The 15,440-nt window shown below is 69.8% G+C and carries 7 protein-coding genes; 2 read left to right on the top strand and 5 right to left on the bottom strand.

Going from position 1 to position 15,440, the window contains the following annotated elements:
• Positions 1-288, top strand: a 288-nt coding sequence (locus VHB92_RS05270) for a hypothetical protein (RefSeq protein WP_325452130.1), incomplete at its 5' end; no start/stop codon positions are given.
• Positions 289-679: 391 nt separating this feature from the next.
• On the opposite strand, the gene VHB92_RS05275 is transcribed toward VHB92_RS05270, so the two are convergent.
• Complete coding sequence (locus tag VHB92_RS05275) at positions 680-1,432, bottom strand: SDR family oxidoreductase (RefSeq protein ID WP_325452132.1); 753 nt, start codon at positions 1,430-1,432, stop codon at positions 680-682.
• Between the two features lie 311 nt (positions 1,433-1,743).
• On the opposite strand from VHB92_RS05275, the gene VHB92_RS05280 reads away from it, so the two are divergent.
• The gene (locus tag VHB92_RS05280; protein ID WP_325452134.1) at positions 1,744-6,489 is read left to right on the top strand and encodes a DUF5979 domain-containing protein; all 4,746 of its coding nucleotides are present in this window, start codon (positions 1,744-1,746) and stop codon (positions 6,487-6,489) included.
• Positions 6,490-6,701: 212 nt separating this feature from the next.
• Here the strand turns inward: VHB92_RS05280 and treS are convergent, their stop codons facing one another.
• Genes treS through glgX form a run of 4 tightly spaced genes read right to left on the bottom strand, consistent with a single transcriptional unit; the run spans position 6,702 to position 15,332 of the window.
• Positions 6,702-8,993, bottom strand: coding sequence for a maltose alpha-D-glucosyltransferase (gene treS / locus VHB92_RS05285; protein WP_325452136.1), 2,292 nt, complete (start codon positions 8,991-8,993; stop codon positions 6,702-6,704).
• A complete protein-coding gene (gene treZ / locus VHB92_RS05290; RefSeq protein ID WP_325452137.1) occupies positions 8,990-10,894 on the bottom strand; it encodes a malto-oligosyltrehalose trehalohydrolase in 1,905 nt (634 codons plus the stop codon). The genes treS and treZ overlap by 4 nt, the downstream gene beginning before the upstream one ends.
• A complete protein-coding gene (treY, locus tag VHB92_RS05295) occupies positions 10,894-13,293 on the bottom strand; it encodes a malto-oligosyltrehalose synthase (RefSeq protein ID WP_325452140.1) in 2,400 nt (799 codons plus the stop codon). The genes treZ and treY overlap by 1 nt, the downstream gene beginning before the upstream one ends.
• Positions 13,290-15,332, bottom strand: a complete 2,043-nt coding sequence (gene glgX / locus VHB92_RS05300; RefSeq protein WP_325452142.1) for a glycogen debranching protein GlgX — start codon at positions 15,330-15,332, stop codon at positions 13,290-13,292. Before glgX ends, treY begins: the two co-directional genes overlap by 4 nt.
• Between the last annotated feature and the right edge of the window lie 108 nt (positions 15,333-15,440).

Here is a 15,440-nt window from a genome sequence, read left to right on the forward strand (position 1 = left end):
GTGAACCTTGTTACCAAGGACGGTGCGCATACCGTGGTGCTGCTGTCGACGGATCTTCAGGTGCTCACAAGCGCGGAGAAGGTGCGAGCGTTGGAGATCGCGCTGTGGATGGTGGATGAGGGGTGGACGGTTATGACTGCCACGGACTCGCCGCTGGCAGAGGTGGTGCGACAAAGCGCTCGAGCGCTGGATGGCAGTTACATCGAGCTGAAGGACGAACCCGGCATGCAGGTGATCCCGACACGACACCGCATGCCGCCGTGGTCTCGGCTCGCCGGAGGCATCTGATGAGCACGCGGACCTCAGCTGACACCGCGCGACCGACCGCGGTGGTGGCAATGGACCACAACACCGCTGCGGAGGCGCTGGGGATGTCGCCAACCCGGTTGCGTCAGCATGTGCGTCTGGGTGATGTCACGCCTCACTTCTCCGGCACGAAACCGCTGTATCTAGTGACTGATCTTGAGCGCTTCGTCCAGCAACTACCGACACGACCGGAGCACCTACTAAGGGCCTGAGCCTCGTAGGCTGCTCTCGACGTCAGGCCGAGCTCTGCGGGCTGGCAACCGATGATTGACAGCGCATGCGGAGCCTCAGTATGTGTGCACCAATGTGTGCACGGCTCCACGATCGCCCTTTGATCTATTGGCAAATGTGGGCCGTAACCACTGCCTACGGATCAGAAGGTTGGGGGTTCGAATCCCTCATGGCGCACACTGTGTTGAGACAGTAAGAGAGCGGCCCGCGAAAGCGGGCCGTTTTCGTTTCTGCTCAGGATCGTGTGGGGGGCTGGACGGAAGCGAGTTCGCTCGCTACTCGCTCCCCGCGAGGCTTTCCCGGCTTCAGATTCCTGTGACGCGACGAGCAGGGGGGCGCTGCGCCTGGATCGCCCAACGAGGACTGCCCACTTTCGCGTGTCACTCACGCGATGCCGCCTGCGCTTGCTCTGACGCTGCGCCTTCGTGAGGTTGTAGACGGCGGTGCCTCCCCGGGCGACGCGGCCAGCGGACGAGCTGATGTTCACCAGGTCGGCCGTGCGTCTCGGCTCGTCGGCCGCTGCCTTGACAAGGTACGGCAGCGCGGCCCTCGACATGTAGAGCAGACCGAGCACGTTGATCTGCACCATCTGCTCCCACTCGCCCTCCGGCGCATCCGCGAAGGGGCCGACTAGCATCATGCCCGCGTTGTTGACCAGCGTGTCCAGGCGCCCGAAAGCATCCACCGCCTGCGCCACGGCGTCGGCCGCACCCGCCCTGCTCGTGATGTCGGCAGGGATCGCGTGCGCGGTGCCGCCCTGCGTCTGGATGCGACGCGCGACCTCCTCCAGCCGGTCCTTCCGCCTGGCAACGAGCGCCACGGATGCGCCCTCCCGGGCGAGGCGCTCAGCCGTCGCCGCGCCGATACCGCTGCTCGCCCCGGTGACGAGTGCCACCGTGCCGTCGAGCTCCTTCGACATCCGTTACCTCCTCGATGGGCGCCGCCCTCTATGGGCATCCGCCACGGGTCCCTCCCGCCGTCCATCTCGGCTCACGCATCCGCGCGAAAACAGGCGGATGCACCGAGAACAGGCCAATTCTGCCTGTTCTCGCGCGGAGAGCGCGATCATGCCTGTTTTCGGGACGGAGAGCGAGAGGGTGGGAACGTGGAGGGACGGGGACGGGGACGGCGAGGTGCGGCACGTGAAGGTGCGGGGGGAGGCCGGCTCTTTCGCGGGTCCTGTTCCCTTGCTACGGTGAGCCGGGTATGAGCGTACGCGCGGGGCGGGGGCCGCGGCTGGGCGCCTGGGGAGCGCCTGCTGTCGCTGGTTTCGTCGCGCTCGCACTCGTCACCGCCGGCTTGGTCAGTGTCGGCACCCAGGCGGCATCCGCCGAGGTCACGCGGAGCGCACTGGCACCCGACGCCGCAGCCGACTGCTCCTCGCTGGCTCTCGGTGTTCCGTGCCAGTTGCGCTACTCGAAGGAGTCGGCGCACACGACGCTGACGATTCCCCCTTCGGTGCCGACCGTGACCTTCCTTCTCTCCGGGGCGTCCGGCGGCGGTGGAGGACACGACCTCCAAGGCCCGGCCGGAACCGGCGGGTCGGTGCTCGGCACCGTCTCGGTCGAGTCGGGCGGAAAGGTGGAAGTGTGGCTCGGCGAGCCCGGTGCCGGCGCCGACGGAAAGACGAACGGCTGGTCGCAAGGCGGTGCCGGCGGACACGGCAGGAATCACGACGGCGCCGCGGGCGGCGGATCCTCGGCGCTGGCGTGGGAGTCAGCAGGCCACGACGCGCCACTCGCCGTAGCGGGCGGCGGTGGCGGAGCCGGCGGTGCCCAGGCCTTCGAGAACACACCGAATGGCGGCAGAGGAGGGGCGGGGGGCAAGCCGCCGACGGCCGGCGGCCCGGGAACGAGTACCGGCTATGCAGGCAGAGGCGGTCAGGGCGGCGCCGCTCATCGCGCCGACGGCGACGACGGCTCGGGCGGGTACACCGGTTACTACGCCTCGGGCGGCGGCGGTGGCGGCGGGGGATACGGCCACGGCGGCGGTGGTGGAGATGAGGGCGCTTCACCCGGGCACAAGATGGTCGCGCAGGCCGCCGGTGGTGGGGGTGGTGGCGTCTCGTATGCTGCTCCTGAGGTGGAGGGCGCCTATTTCGCATCCGGTCACCCGGGCGGCGGCCGGCTGACGGTCTTCCCGGGCGCTCCGCTGCCGGCCAAGCAGTGCGTCTCCTCGTCGGACAACCCGCAGAAGGCTGCAGTGCCGTCGGATGTGAGCTCCTACGGATTCGTCGCGGTCGGCGGCTCGGGAACGCACGGTCACAACGATGCTCCCGCCGGCACCGGAGCCATGCAGGCCGGCTACTTCAGCACCGCAGGCATCCGATCGCTCGACATCTGGGTCGGTTGCGACGGCTACAGCCACGCGGGCGCGGGCTTCGGCGGCACGGGAGCCGGCGGCGACAGCAACAACGGCAACGACGGCGGCCGCGGCGGAGGCGCGAGTGCGATAGCCGATGCTGAGACCCGTTCTCTGATCGCCGTCGCCGGGGGTGGCGGCGGCAATGGCGGTGACATCGGATGCGGCATCGGCTATCCGGGGGAGAGCTGCGGCGGGGTGGGCGGCTCGAGCGCAGGCGTGGCGGGAACGATCTTCGCCGCGAACGGACTGGGCGGTGGGTGGAACGCCTTCGCGGCCGGGGGCTGCGCCGACTGTCACGGAGGCAAGCATCCCGACCGCAACGGCGAAGAGGGCCACGGCTCCGGCTCGTACACGCAGCAGACCGGAGGCGGTGGCGGCGGAGGTGCGGGATACCCGGCTGGAGGCGCAGGCGGTCACCACATCACGGGGTACCCAGGTGGCGGCGGCGGTGCGGGCGGAGCCTTCTTGTCCACCAGAGTCGGCGCGAAGGTGAGCGAGCCCAGCGGCGTGGATGGCGACGGCTTCGTGCTGCTGATTCCGTTCGTCAAGGCGACCTCGAGCCTCACCGTCACCGTGACGGCTTCGGGCGATGGCGCGCGCTTCGCCGGCACGTTCCGGGTGCACGTCGTGTGCACGCTCGGGTCCTCGACGACACTCGATGAGACCACGGCTCTCACCGCCGGGCACTCGCACGAGTTCACCGCTCTGCCGTCGGGATCCGAGTGCACCGCGACAGAGACCGGCACAGGAGGCGCCTCGACGCCGGCAGCTCCGCAGAAGGTCACGCTTCCGGATGCGGGAGCGCACCTCACGCTCGACAACGTCTTCGCCGTCGCCGACCTCGGCATCACGGTGCGCTCCGCCATCACGGGCACCAACCCCGGCACGTCTTTCACTCTGGGGTCGCTCGGTGTGCAACTGGCCTGCATGCTCGACGGCAGGGCCGTTCCGTTGACCGATCCCGCCGCAAGCGGCACCGTCGTGATCGACGGCCAGGAGACCTGGGCTGCGCAAGGAGCCACCGTGACGGTGCCCGGACTGCCGGTCGGCGCGTCCTGCACCGCCACCGAAGCGGCGGGAAGCGGCGCCACGTCGGTGGCGTACAGCGTGAACGGCACTTCTCAGCCCGGGACCGACGCGACGATCGTGCTGACGCCCGAGAAGAACGGGATAGGCGTCGACAACGACTACCTGCTCGGCTCGCTCATCGTCACGCAGAGCGTCGACGGCGGAAGCCCGCCGCCGCCCGACGCGCAATTCGGCGGCACGATCGCCTGCAAGTTCCAGGGCCGTGCCGTGACGCTCGGCGGCGCGCACGACTTCGTTCTCGGGGTGGGAGCGAGCCAGACGCTCACCGGCCTGCCGATCGGTGCCGATTGCACGGTCGACGAGACCGACACCGACGGTGCGGTCGCCATCGGATACGCACCGTCGCAGACGGTACCCATCACCGCCGACCCGCCGACGGTCGCCGTCACGGCGACGTTCCAGACCGGTTCCCTTCTCCTCACCGTTCGCAGCATCGGCACGGCCGCTGCCTGGGCGAATACGCCGGCCGAGGTTCGGGTGACCTGTGTGCAGGACGACACGGTCGTGTTCGAGGAGACCGTCACGGTGCAAGGGGCGAGCGGCGGATGGGGCGCAGTCGCCGCGCCCGGCGGGTCGCAGTGCAGCGCACAGGACACCGGTGTCACGGGTGCGACCGGCACGAGCTATTCGTCGAGCGTCGATCCGACACCGCAGCCCCAGCCCGTCGCGGTGACGGTCGGTCAGGGCGGAACCGCGACGCTCCACGTCGACAACGCCTTCATCGCCGCTCCGCTCGGGGTCGCCACCGCCACCGGCGGAGCAGGGGCGATCTTCGCCAAGCCCGCCACGACGAGGGTGGACCAGTGCACGTTCGCGGGCGCGGGCATCGACATCGTGCCGGGATCGGCATCCCAGTCGTTCACGTTCCCCCGTGAGGGCGGCTCCGCGTCGATAGCGCTGCCGGCAGGAGCGTCGTGCCGCGTCACGCTGACCGACGCGGGGGCGACGAGCAGCCACGTGGCCTCGACCGTCAACGCAGCTCCGGTGACGTCGCTGGGAGACACGAGCCTCAGGGCGACCGTCAACCTCACGACGGGAGACCAGGATCCGTGGAGCGCCGTGACGTTCACGAACACGCTGGATGTCGGCCGCTTGCCGATCAGCGTCGACGTGACCGGAGCCGCAGCGTGGGCGGCATCCGTGCCGATCACGGTCGACGTCACCTGCACGCTGGGCGGGGATCCGCTCACCCCGCTCGGCCCGGCCGGCACGGTCGCGGTGCACTTCACCGCAGACGGGACCATCATTCCCGACGACGGCTCCGCTGCACTGGGCGCGCTGCCACTCGGTTCGAGCTGCTCGGCCGCGCAGCAGGGCGGCAACGGCGCCACCGCTGTCGACTACGAACCGGCAGGCAGCGGTTCCGGCGGGTCGGCCGACGTGCCGATCGAGCTCGGTGGCGCAGCGATCGTCGTGACCGACCGTTTCGATGCCGCTGACCTCGTCGTCTCGACCACGGTCGCCGGCAACGACGGCGCGAACCACCTGGACGGCGACTTCGCCTTCGATTCGGCATGCTCGTTCAACGGCCGCATTCTTCCGCCGCCTACCGACGACCCGACGCGGCCATCCGCCTTCTCGATCACGGGTGCGGGAACGCACACCATCGCCGGTCTCCCGGTGGGAACGTCGTGCACGGTGACCGAGTACGGCACGCAGAACGCCACCCAGATCGCGCCGTCGAGAGAGCAGACCGCCACCGTCGAGGCCGATGGTTCCGCGATCGGGTTCGAGAACGCGTTCGATTCGGCGCCGCTCGGAGTCTCGGCCAGCATCGTTGGCCCGGCCGCGTCGCAGTACGCGCCGCAGACCGTGGGGGCGACCGTGTCGTGCCAGTGGCCGAATGGCAGCGGAACGGCCGATCTTCCCGACGGAGGCCAGCTGGTCCTCGATGCCGAGAACGATTTCGCGGCGAGCCTCGATGCGCCGTACGGCACGTCGTGCTCGGTCGCTTCGCCCGTGGGCATGGCCACAGCGGTGCACGTGACGCCACCGGTGACGATGGGACTGGGCGATCAGCACCTGCTCGCGATCACGAGCGAGTGGGACCTCGCCTCGGCCACCGTCACCAAGCACACGTCGGGCGTGTTCGCCGGGGATCCGAGCTTCTCCTTCGACGCTCGGTGCACGTGGGCCGACGGCTCGATCCCGGTGCCGCTCGCCCAGGGATCCGCCGCATCGTTCGGTCTGCGTTCGGGCGGCTCCGCCACGGTGACCGTCCTCGCCGGCTCGACGTGCGCGATCACGGAGACGGATGCCGGCGGCGCCGCCCGAACGGACATCGTGGTGGCCGACGCCATCACCTCCGCCGTGAACGGTCGTACTGCGCAGGTGCGACTGGATGCCGGCACGCAGCCGCGGATCGACGTGACCAACGTCGCAGAGGCGGCGGCCGACCCGCTCGCGAGCACCGGTTCGGATGCGCAGGCCTGGCTGTGGCTCGCCGTCCTCCTGCTCGCGGCGGGCGGCGTGGTGCTCCTGGCCCGTCGCCGGGCCTGACCCGGCGCCGGCGCCCATCCGCCCCACAGGCCCCGCCCATCCGCCCCACCCGGCCCACGCCATCCGCCCCGCACGAACCCACCACCCCCTTGTGAAAACAGGCGGATGAACCGAGAACAGGCCAAAATGGCCTGTTCTCGCGCGGAGAGCGCGCTCATGCCTGTTTTCGGCGCGGGAGAGGTCGGGGGTGTGGGCTGGGGCTCGGGAGAGACTCAGGCCGTGTCGTCGTCCACGTCGTCGAGCACCAGGAAGAGGCCGGCGTACGGGGCGAGGCTGACGGAGAAGCTGTTGAGGTCATCGACCCGGCCGATCTCGTCGCCCGTCTCGACGTCGATGACGGCGCGGCGCGGGGTCAGGACATCCGAGCGCACCGTGCCCTCGATGGTCTCGTCGCTGAAGTTGAGCACCGTGACCTGCTCGTGGGCATCCTCCCGCGTGCGGTCGCCCTCGTCGAGCCGATGGACCATGACGAGCATGCCCGGATGCGCTACATCCGGAACGTCGATCTGCGTCGCCACGTCGATGCAGTACTCCTCCCGCACCCGCAGGATTCCCTTGAGCCGCGAGGCGAACGAGTCCGGCCGTCTCAGCTGAGCGGGCAGCGACCCGAAGAGCGACCTGCCGCGGGGCATCCCGGAGGAGGACACCGACGCGCCGGGATTCGCATCCGTCAGATCGTGCGCTCCGCGGTGGATCCAGCGCGTGTCGCCCGTGGCGATCAGGTCGCGCACCTGGTCGGCCGGCAACGGCAGAACGCCGAGCAGGTCCCAGGCGGACAGCGCGAACACGCCGGGCTGCCACGCGTTGAACATGGCCAGCAGAAGCTGAGCGCGACAGATGCCCTCGATGTCGTCGTCGCCGATCGCATCCAGCGTCGTGAACCCCTGCACGGCCGCGATGACGGATGCCGTCGTGCACGCGATCCCGTTCGTCGTGAAGACGAGATTGTACGGCGCGCGCTCGCCGGTGAGCTTGGCGAGCATGTCGGCCCGCACCGCCTCGGCCAGCTCCGCGCCGGTGATCTTTTCGCCGCGGAAGAAGAACGGATCCGCCCGGTGCCGCGCGGCCCAGTGCACGAGCTCGTACGTGAGCTCGTCGTGGTTCTGCATGGCGTGCACGAGCCCGGCCGGATCGACACCGGCATCCAGTGCCGCGCGCAGCGTCAGCCGCAGGAACTCGGTGTCTCCCGTCGTGAACGCGTGGTGGTACGCGGGCCGGTTGATGAAGTCGTAGGACAGGTCGGCGCCCACCCGGCTGGTGTCGCGGATCTCCTCGATGCTGAGGTTGAGCTCCTGGAACGTGAAGCCGCCCACCTTGCGCACCATGCTCCCGATGAGGTGGTTCGCCGCCTCCGACAGCGGATGCCCCTCCGACCAGCCCGGCAGGCCCTCGGCGCTCTTCTCGACGCCGAGGAACCCGTTGGCATCCAGCCGCAGCGCGCTCGAGCCGAGATCGCCCAGGGAGTGGAGCGCGTCGCCGATGACGAGACGCATGCCGGCGAACGTGGGATCGAGCCAGTTGATCGACGGCTGCCCCTGCTTGAAGTAGTGCAGGTACACCCATCGCCTGGTGCGTCCGTCGACGCCGACGGTCGGAGCGGTCGCACTCCAGTTCGTCTCCTTCACGCCGGGCGAGTAGAAGATCACCCGCTGCAGCTGCCCGATGATGTACCCGCTTTCGGCGAGGCGCGCCTCCGTCTCGGCGTCGAGGTTCACCGCGTCGCGACCCTCTGGCACGTCGGGCAAGAGGGTCCAGTCCTCTTCGGGGATCTCCACCATGTGGTAGATGCCCGGGTAGTCCTTGTACGCCATCTCGGCCAGGCGGAAGTCGGCGCCCTTGCCCGTGTGACCGGGCACGATGTCGTCGATGACGCTGCCGCCGTGCCGTTCCGCCACGTCGCACAGGTAGCGGAACTCGTCCTCCTGCCCGAAGATCGGGTCGATCTGCGTGCTGATCCGGTCGAAGTGCCCGTCGATGCTCGCGGTCTGCACCCATCCGGTGATGCCGCCCGCCTGCTTCACCGGGCCGGTGTGCACGGCGTTGATGCCGACGGACTCGAAGGCGCGCCACAACGCCTCGTCGCCGAGCGCCCCGAGGTACGACTGCCCCGGCCGCGTGATGAGCGAGATCGGGTACGCGGTGAACCAGACGGAGGCCGAGCGGATGGCGCGCCTGGCATCCGGACGCGCGTACGGGTTGCGCCACATGCTGGGCTGGCCGGACAGGCCCCTGCCCAGTACCTCGGCGTCGCCCAGCATCGACTGGCGCTTCAGCCATTCCACGTAGGAGGGATTGGAGGCATCGGCCGACCGAGGATCCGAGAACGAACGGCGGATGCCGCTGGCCCGCAGCTGCGCGCGGGGCCGCAGCCGGTGCGGCCTGGCCGGGTACCGCTCCTCGTCGTAGCTGATCTCGGCGGCCTCGTTCGCCGCCTCTGCCGCCTGCCGCGCCTCATCCACGGCGTCGCCCGACGGCGTGCCGGCCGACTCGTCCGTCGTCGTCATCCCCGCACCTCCGATCCGGTGCCGTTGCCGGCCTGGCCCATGCTCTCCTCCGTGGCGTTTCGTTCCCTGTTCGTGTCGGCGTTCGTGTGAGCGCTGCCGGCCGCGGCGGTCGCGTCGCCTCGCCCGGCGGCATCCGTGTCGCCTCGCTCTGCCGCGCCGGTGCCGACGACCACCAGCGAGTGGCCACCGAGGCGGATGCCGCCCTCCGTCGACGAGTGCTCGCCGAACGACGACACGACGGCCGTGTCGTCCACCCCGGGCACCGTCACCGGATCGGCGCCGAAGTTGATCGCGAGAGCCGTGCTCGCCCGGCGCAGCACCAGCCAGCCGTCGTTCTCATCCACGTCGACCCCGACGGTGGCGAAGCTCGGGTCGGTGAGATCCGCTCGCTCGCGACGGAGCCGGATCAGCTCCCGGTAGAACGCGAGCAGCCTGGCGTGCCTGCCGCTCTCGACCTCGTTCCAGTCGAGCTTCGACCTGAGGAACGTCTCGGGATCCTGCGGGTCGGGCACCTGTGACTCGTCCCAGCCCATGCGGGCGAACTCGGCCTTGCGGCCGCTGGCCGTGGCCTCGGCGAGCTCCGGCTCGGGATGCGACGTGAAGAACTGCCACGGCGTGGATGCCGCCCACTCCTCGCCCATGAAGAGCATCGGCGTGAACGGGCCGAGCAACGTGAGCGCGGCGGCGATCGCCAGGCCGCCGTCATCCAGGCCGCTGCTCAGCCGGTCGCCCGCCGCCCGGTTGCCGACCTGATCGTGGTCCTGGCTGAACACGACGAGCCGCGAGGTCGGCATGGTGAGGGTGTCGATCGACCGGCCGTGGTGCCTGCCGCGGAAGGTCGACATCGTGCCGTCGTGGAAGTAGCCGCGCCTGAGCACCTTGGCCAGCGTGCCGAGCCCGGCGAAGTCCTCGTAGTACCCGGTCGTCTCGCCGGTCAGCGCGACGTGCAAGGCGTGGTGGAAGTCGTCGCTCCACTGCGCATCCAGGCCGTCGCCATGCGCCTCGCGCGACGTGATGAGCTTCGGGTCGTTCAGATCAGACTCGGCGATGAGCGTCAGCGGACGGCGCAGGTGAGCCGACAGGCGCGACACCTCGGCGGCCAGCTCCTCGAGGATCGGCGTGGCCCTGGTGTCGACGAGCGCGTGCACGGCATCCAGCCGCAGCCCGTCGGCGTGGTAGTCGTTCAGCCACATGAGGGCGTTGTCGAGGATGTACCTGCGCACCTCGTCCGACTCCGGGCCGTCCAGATTGAGCGCGCTTCCCCACGTGTTGGCCTTGTCGTCGCGCAGGTAGGGGCCGAACTTCGGCAGGTAGTTGCCGCTCGGGCCGAGGTGGTTGTAGACGACGTCCTGGATGACGCCGATGCCGGCCGCGTGGCAGGCATCCACGAACCGCTGGTACGCCTCCGGTCCGCCGTACGGCTCGTGCACGGCGTACCACAGCACGCCGTCGTAGCCCCAGTTGTGCGTTCCGTTGAAGGCGTTCACCGGGAGCACCTCGACGAAGTCGACGCCCAGCTCGCGCAGGTGGTCGAGGCGCCCGATGGCGGCATCCAGCGTGCCCTCTGGCGTGAAGGTGCCGATGTGCAGCTCGTACAGGACCGAGCCGGCGAGAGGCCGGCCGGTCCAGGCGCCGTCGGACCACGCGAACGAGGTGGGGTCGAACGTCTGGGACAGCTCGTGCACGCCGGCCGGCTGGCGGCGGGACCTCGGATCGGGGAAGGGCCCCTCGCCGTCGATCTCGTACCCGTAGTCGACCGGACCGTGCGTCTCGAGCTGCGTCACCGACGCATCCGGTCGCCACCAGCCGTCGCGTCGCGGATCGCGCGCGAGCGGATGCCGCGACTCGCCGATCACCAGGTCGACGCTCCTGGCCGACGGTGCCCACACCTCGAAGCTCATCACGCCTCCCGTCTGCGTGAGGGTGCGGAACCGTCCACGTGCTCCGGTGCCGTCAGGAGCGCGACCGGATAGCGGGCGAGCAGCTCCGCGACAGGGATGCCGCCTCCCGCCGCGAACTGCCGCCCGGTCAGCACGTCGACCAGGCGGTCGCCTCCCGACTCGATGGCGGTGTCCTGCCATCCGCCCGCCTCGCGCAGCGTGCGCGGAAGCCGCGTCGCGACGGCGATCGCGCCGCCCCTGTCGAAGGCGACGACGTGGTCGCGCATGCTGCCCACGACGTCCACGGGCCGGTAGCAGGTGAAGAGCTCCGGATGCGCCCGGCGCAGCCGCAGGGCCCGCGCCGTGACCAGCAGCTTGGCTGCGCCGGTCTCGTCGATGGGCGGCAGCCATCCCGCGTCGATGCGCGCGAGCAGGTCGGCACGCATGCCGAAGTCGACAGGGCGGCGGTTGTCGGGATCGACGAGCGACAGCTCCCAGAGCTCGCTGCCCTGGTACACGTCGGGCACGCCGGGGGCTGCCAGCTGGAGCAGTTTCGCGGCCAGGCCGTTGACGAACCCCGCCGGGGCGATCGCGGCGACCGTCTGCTCGATCACGGATGCGACGCGCGCGTCGTCGAAGGCCGCGTCGATCGCGGCGTGCATGCGTTCCTCGAACGCGGCATCGGGGCTCGTCCAGTTCGTCGACACGCCCGCCTCACGGGACGCCTTCTCGGCGTACGCGTGCAGCCTCTCCCTCGATGCCGGCCACGCGCCCACGACCGCCTGCCAGAGCAGGTTCTCCAGCGTCGCATCCCCGAAGCCAACCGCCGCGTGCAGCCGCTCGAGTGCGTCGGCCCAGAGCTCGGGACGCTCGGACAACGCCGTGATGCGCGCGCGCGTGTCTTCGCTGCGCTTCGTGTCGTGCGTGGACAGCGTGGTCAGGGTGTCGGGGAGCGCCGCCTGCCTGCACGCCTGCCGCCGGTGGAACTCCTCGACGTCGATGGCGAACTCGCTGGGCTCCGACCCCACCTCGTTGAGCGAGGTCAGGGTGGCGACGCGGTAGAACGCGGAGTCCTCGACGCCCTTCGCCATCACCATTCCCGAGGTCTGCTGGAAGCGCACGGCGACGGGATGCCCTGACTCGCCGAGCACGGCCACGGTCGCGTCGATCGTCTCCGCGAGGTCGGAGCGGCGGGAGCGTGCCTCGGCGGCGGCCTCGTCGAGATGGTCGGCACCGACGGGAAGGTAGGTGCGGTACACCGGCATGGCGGCGAGCAGCTCGATGACGGCGTCCGCCAGGTCGGTGTCGTCGTGTTCGCCCGTTGTCGCGATGCGTGATTCCGTTCGCAGCATCCGCACGAGCCGGTTCACCTCGGAGCGCAGGATGCCGTCGGCGACGCCGCGCTTGGTGCCGTGGATCAGCTCGTGCCAGCGTCGACGCGGGTCGGCGTCTTCGGCCTCGACGGAGGCCGGCTCGGATTCCAGCTGCCGCTGCGCCCGTTCGAGCCCGGCACGACCCCGCGGGTCGACGAGCACGCGGTCGAAGTCGCCGAGCGCGTCGTATCCGGTCGTGCCCCTGGTCATCCAGTTGGCCGGCAGCGTCTCCGCTCCCTCGAGGATCTTCTCCACCCACACGGGCGCGCCGTCGGTCAGCGCGGCGAGGCGGTCCAGGTAGCCGCGCGGGTCGGCAAGGCCGTCCGGATGATCGACGCGCAGTCCGTCGGCCAGCCCCTCCCGGAACCAGCGGCCGATCTCCACGTGCGACTCGTCGAACACCCATGGCTCTTCGACGCGGATGGCCGCGAGCGTGTTCACGGCGAAGAATCGCCGGTAGTTCAGCTCGGCATCCGCTCGTCGCCAGTTCATCAGCTCGTAGTGCTGGCGCGCATGCACGTCTCGCGGGCTGTCGCCCTCATGGAACGTGCCGGGAGCGATCGGGTACCGGTTGTCGTAGTAGCCGAGCGTGTCCTGCTCGATGCGCAGCCGGTCGAGCTCGTCGTCTCCGTCGCCGAGCACGGGGATGCGGATCCTGCCGTCGCCTGCCGCCCAGTCCACGTCGAACGCGTCGGCGTACCGGGACTTGCGGCCGTGCTTCAGCAGGTCCCACCACCAGGCGTTCAACTCGGGCGTCGCGACACCCATGTGGTTGGGCACGATGTCGACCAGCAGGCCGAGGCCGGCCTGGTGCGCGGCATCCGACAGCCGGGCGAACGCCTGAGTACCGCCGCGCTCTGGATCGATGAGGGTGTGGTCGATCACGTCGTAGCCGTGTGTGGAACCGGGCTCCGCGCGCAGCACGGGCGACACGTAGACCCAGCCCACGCCGAGCCGCTTCAGGTAGCCGCACAGTGCTGCGGCGTCGTCGAGCGTGAAGTCCGAGGTGATCTGGAGCCGATACGTCGACGTGGGGACGGCTCTCACGATCCGCTCCGCGCGGACCGCAGCAGCGTGAACGTCCTGCCTCCGAGGATGAGCGTCGTGTGCGCCCTGTCTGCCGACTGCTCCTCGTCGCTGGAGGCGACCAGTCGCCACGGCTCGTCTGGCGCGTCGGGAACCTGGAACTCGACGCCGTTGTCGGCGGAGTTCAGCAGCAGCGCGAACGTGTCGCCACCCTCATGCGCGAGCACGAAGGTGACCGATCGCACATCCGGGTTCTCCCAGTCCTCCGGCTTGAACGGCTGCCCGTCCGAGCGCACGACGAGAACCGTGTCGGCTGCGCCGGTGCTGGGCGCCTGGCGGTACCAGTCGGGGCGAAGCGCACGGTTGTCGCGGCGAAGCCGCACCAGGTCGGCCGTGAACTGCAGCATGTCCTCGTCGACGTGCTCCCAGTCGAACCACGAGATCTCGTTGTCCTGGCAGTACGCGTTGTTGTTGCCGCCCTGGGTGCGACCCAGCTCGTCGCCGCCGAGGATCATCGGGACTCCGGCCGAGAGCAGCAGCGTCGCCATGAAGTTCTTGCGCTGAGCCCGCCGCCTGGCGTTCACCTCCGGGTCGTCGGTCGGCCCTTCCACGCCGCAGTTCGTCGAGCGGTTGTCGTCTTCGCCGTCGTTGTTGTCTTCGCCGTTCGCCTCGTTGTGCTTGTGCTCGTACGACGTGAGGTCCACGAGGGTGAAACCGTCGTGCGCCGTGACGAAGTTCACGCTCGACAGCGGCGAACGGCGGGATGCCTCGTACACGTCGGGGCTGCCGAGCACGCGCTGAGACAGCGTGCCGAGCACGTTGTCGGCGCCGTTCCAGAAGTCCCGCACGTCGTCGCGGAACTTGCCGTTCCACTCCGACCAGGTGGCCGGGAACCCGCCCAGCTGGTATCCGGCCGTGTCCCACGGCTCGGCGATCATCTTCACCGATGCCAGCACGGGGTCCTGCTCGGCGAGCGTGAGGAACGCGCTGTGCAGCTCGGCCGAGCCGTCCTGCCTCGTGAGCGTGGTGGCGAGGTCGAAGCGGAATCCGTCGACGTGCATCTCGGTCACCCAGTACCGCAGGGAGTCCATGATGAGGCGCAGCGCCGCCGGATGCCCGACGTTCAGGCTGTTGCCGGTGCCCGTCGTGTCGAAGTAGGACGCCGGGTCGCCGTCGACGAGCCGGTAGTACGCCGCGTTGTCGATCCCCTTGAACGACAGCGTCGGTCCGAGGTGGTTCCCCTCCGCCGTGTGGTTGTAGACGACGTCGAGGATGACCTCGATTCCTGCCGCGTGCAGGTCGCGCACCATGCGCTTGAACTCGTCGACCTGGCCGCCGTCGTCACCGCCGGCGGAGTACGCGCCGTGCGGCGCGAAGAAGCCGATGGAGTTGTAGCCCCAATAGTTGCTGAGGCCCTTCTCCAGCAGGTGGTTGTCCTGCACGAACTGGTGCACGGGCATGAGCTCGACGGCCGTGACACCGAGCCTGGTGAGATGCTCGATCGCTGCCGGATGCGCGAGGCCCAGGTAGGTGCCTCTGAGCTGCTCGGGCACCTCAGGGTGCAGCTTGGTGAACCCCTTCACGTGCGTCTCGTAGATCACGCTCTCCGAGAGCGGGGTGCCGGGCGGCTGGTCGCCCGACCAGTCGAAGTCGGGGCTGGTGACGACGCAGCGGGGCACCGAGGCGGCGTCATCCGTCTCATCCATGACAAGCGGATCGTCGAGGCTCTGCGCGAAGACGCTGGGACCCCACTCGTAGTCGCCCTCGATGGCGGTGGCGTAGGGGTCGAGGAGCACCTTGTTCGGGTTGTGGCGCAGGCCCGCGGCGGGATCCCACCGCCCGTGCACGCGCAGGCCGTACCGCGTGCCGACGCCCATTCCCGGCACGATGCCGTGGAAGACGTGGCCCGTGCGCTCCTTCAGCTCGACACGGGACTCCTGGTCGCCGTGGAAGATGCAGACCTCGACGGCGTCGGCCGTCTCGGAGTACACGGCCACGTTCGCGGATCCCTCCACGAGGGAGACGCCGAGCGGATAGGGGTGAGAACGAGAAGACGACACAGGGTGATTGTGCTCGTCCGCACGGCCCGCGGTCTACGGGTTGCCTCGGCGTCGCGCAACCCCTAAGTGCACTTCATCGTCAGGTGACCTGTCCGGGCTACTGTCGGG

The sequence above is a fragment of the Humibacter sp. genome, from assembly GCF_035547335.1.
Classification (GTDB): domain Bacteria; phylum Actinomycetota; class Actinomycetes; order Actinomycetales; family Microbacteriaceae; genus Humibacter.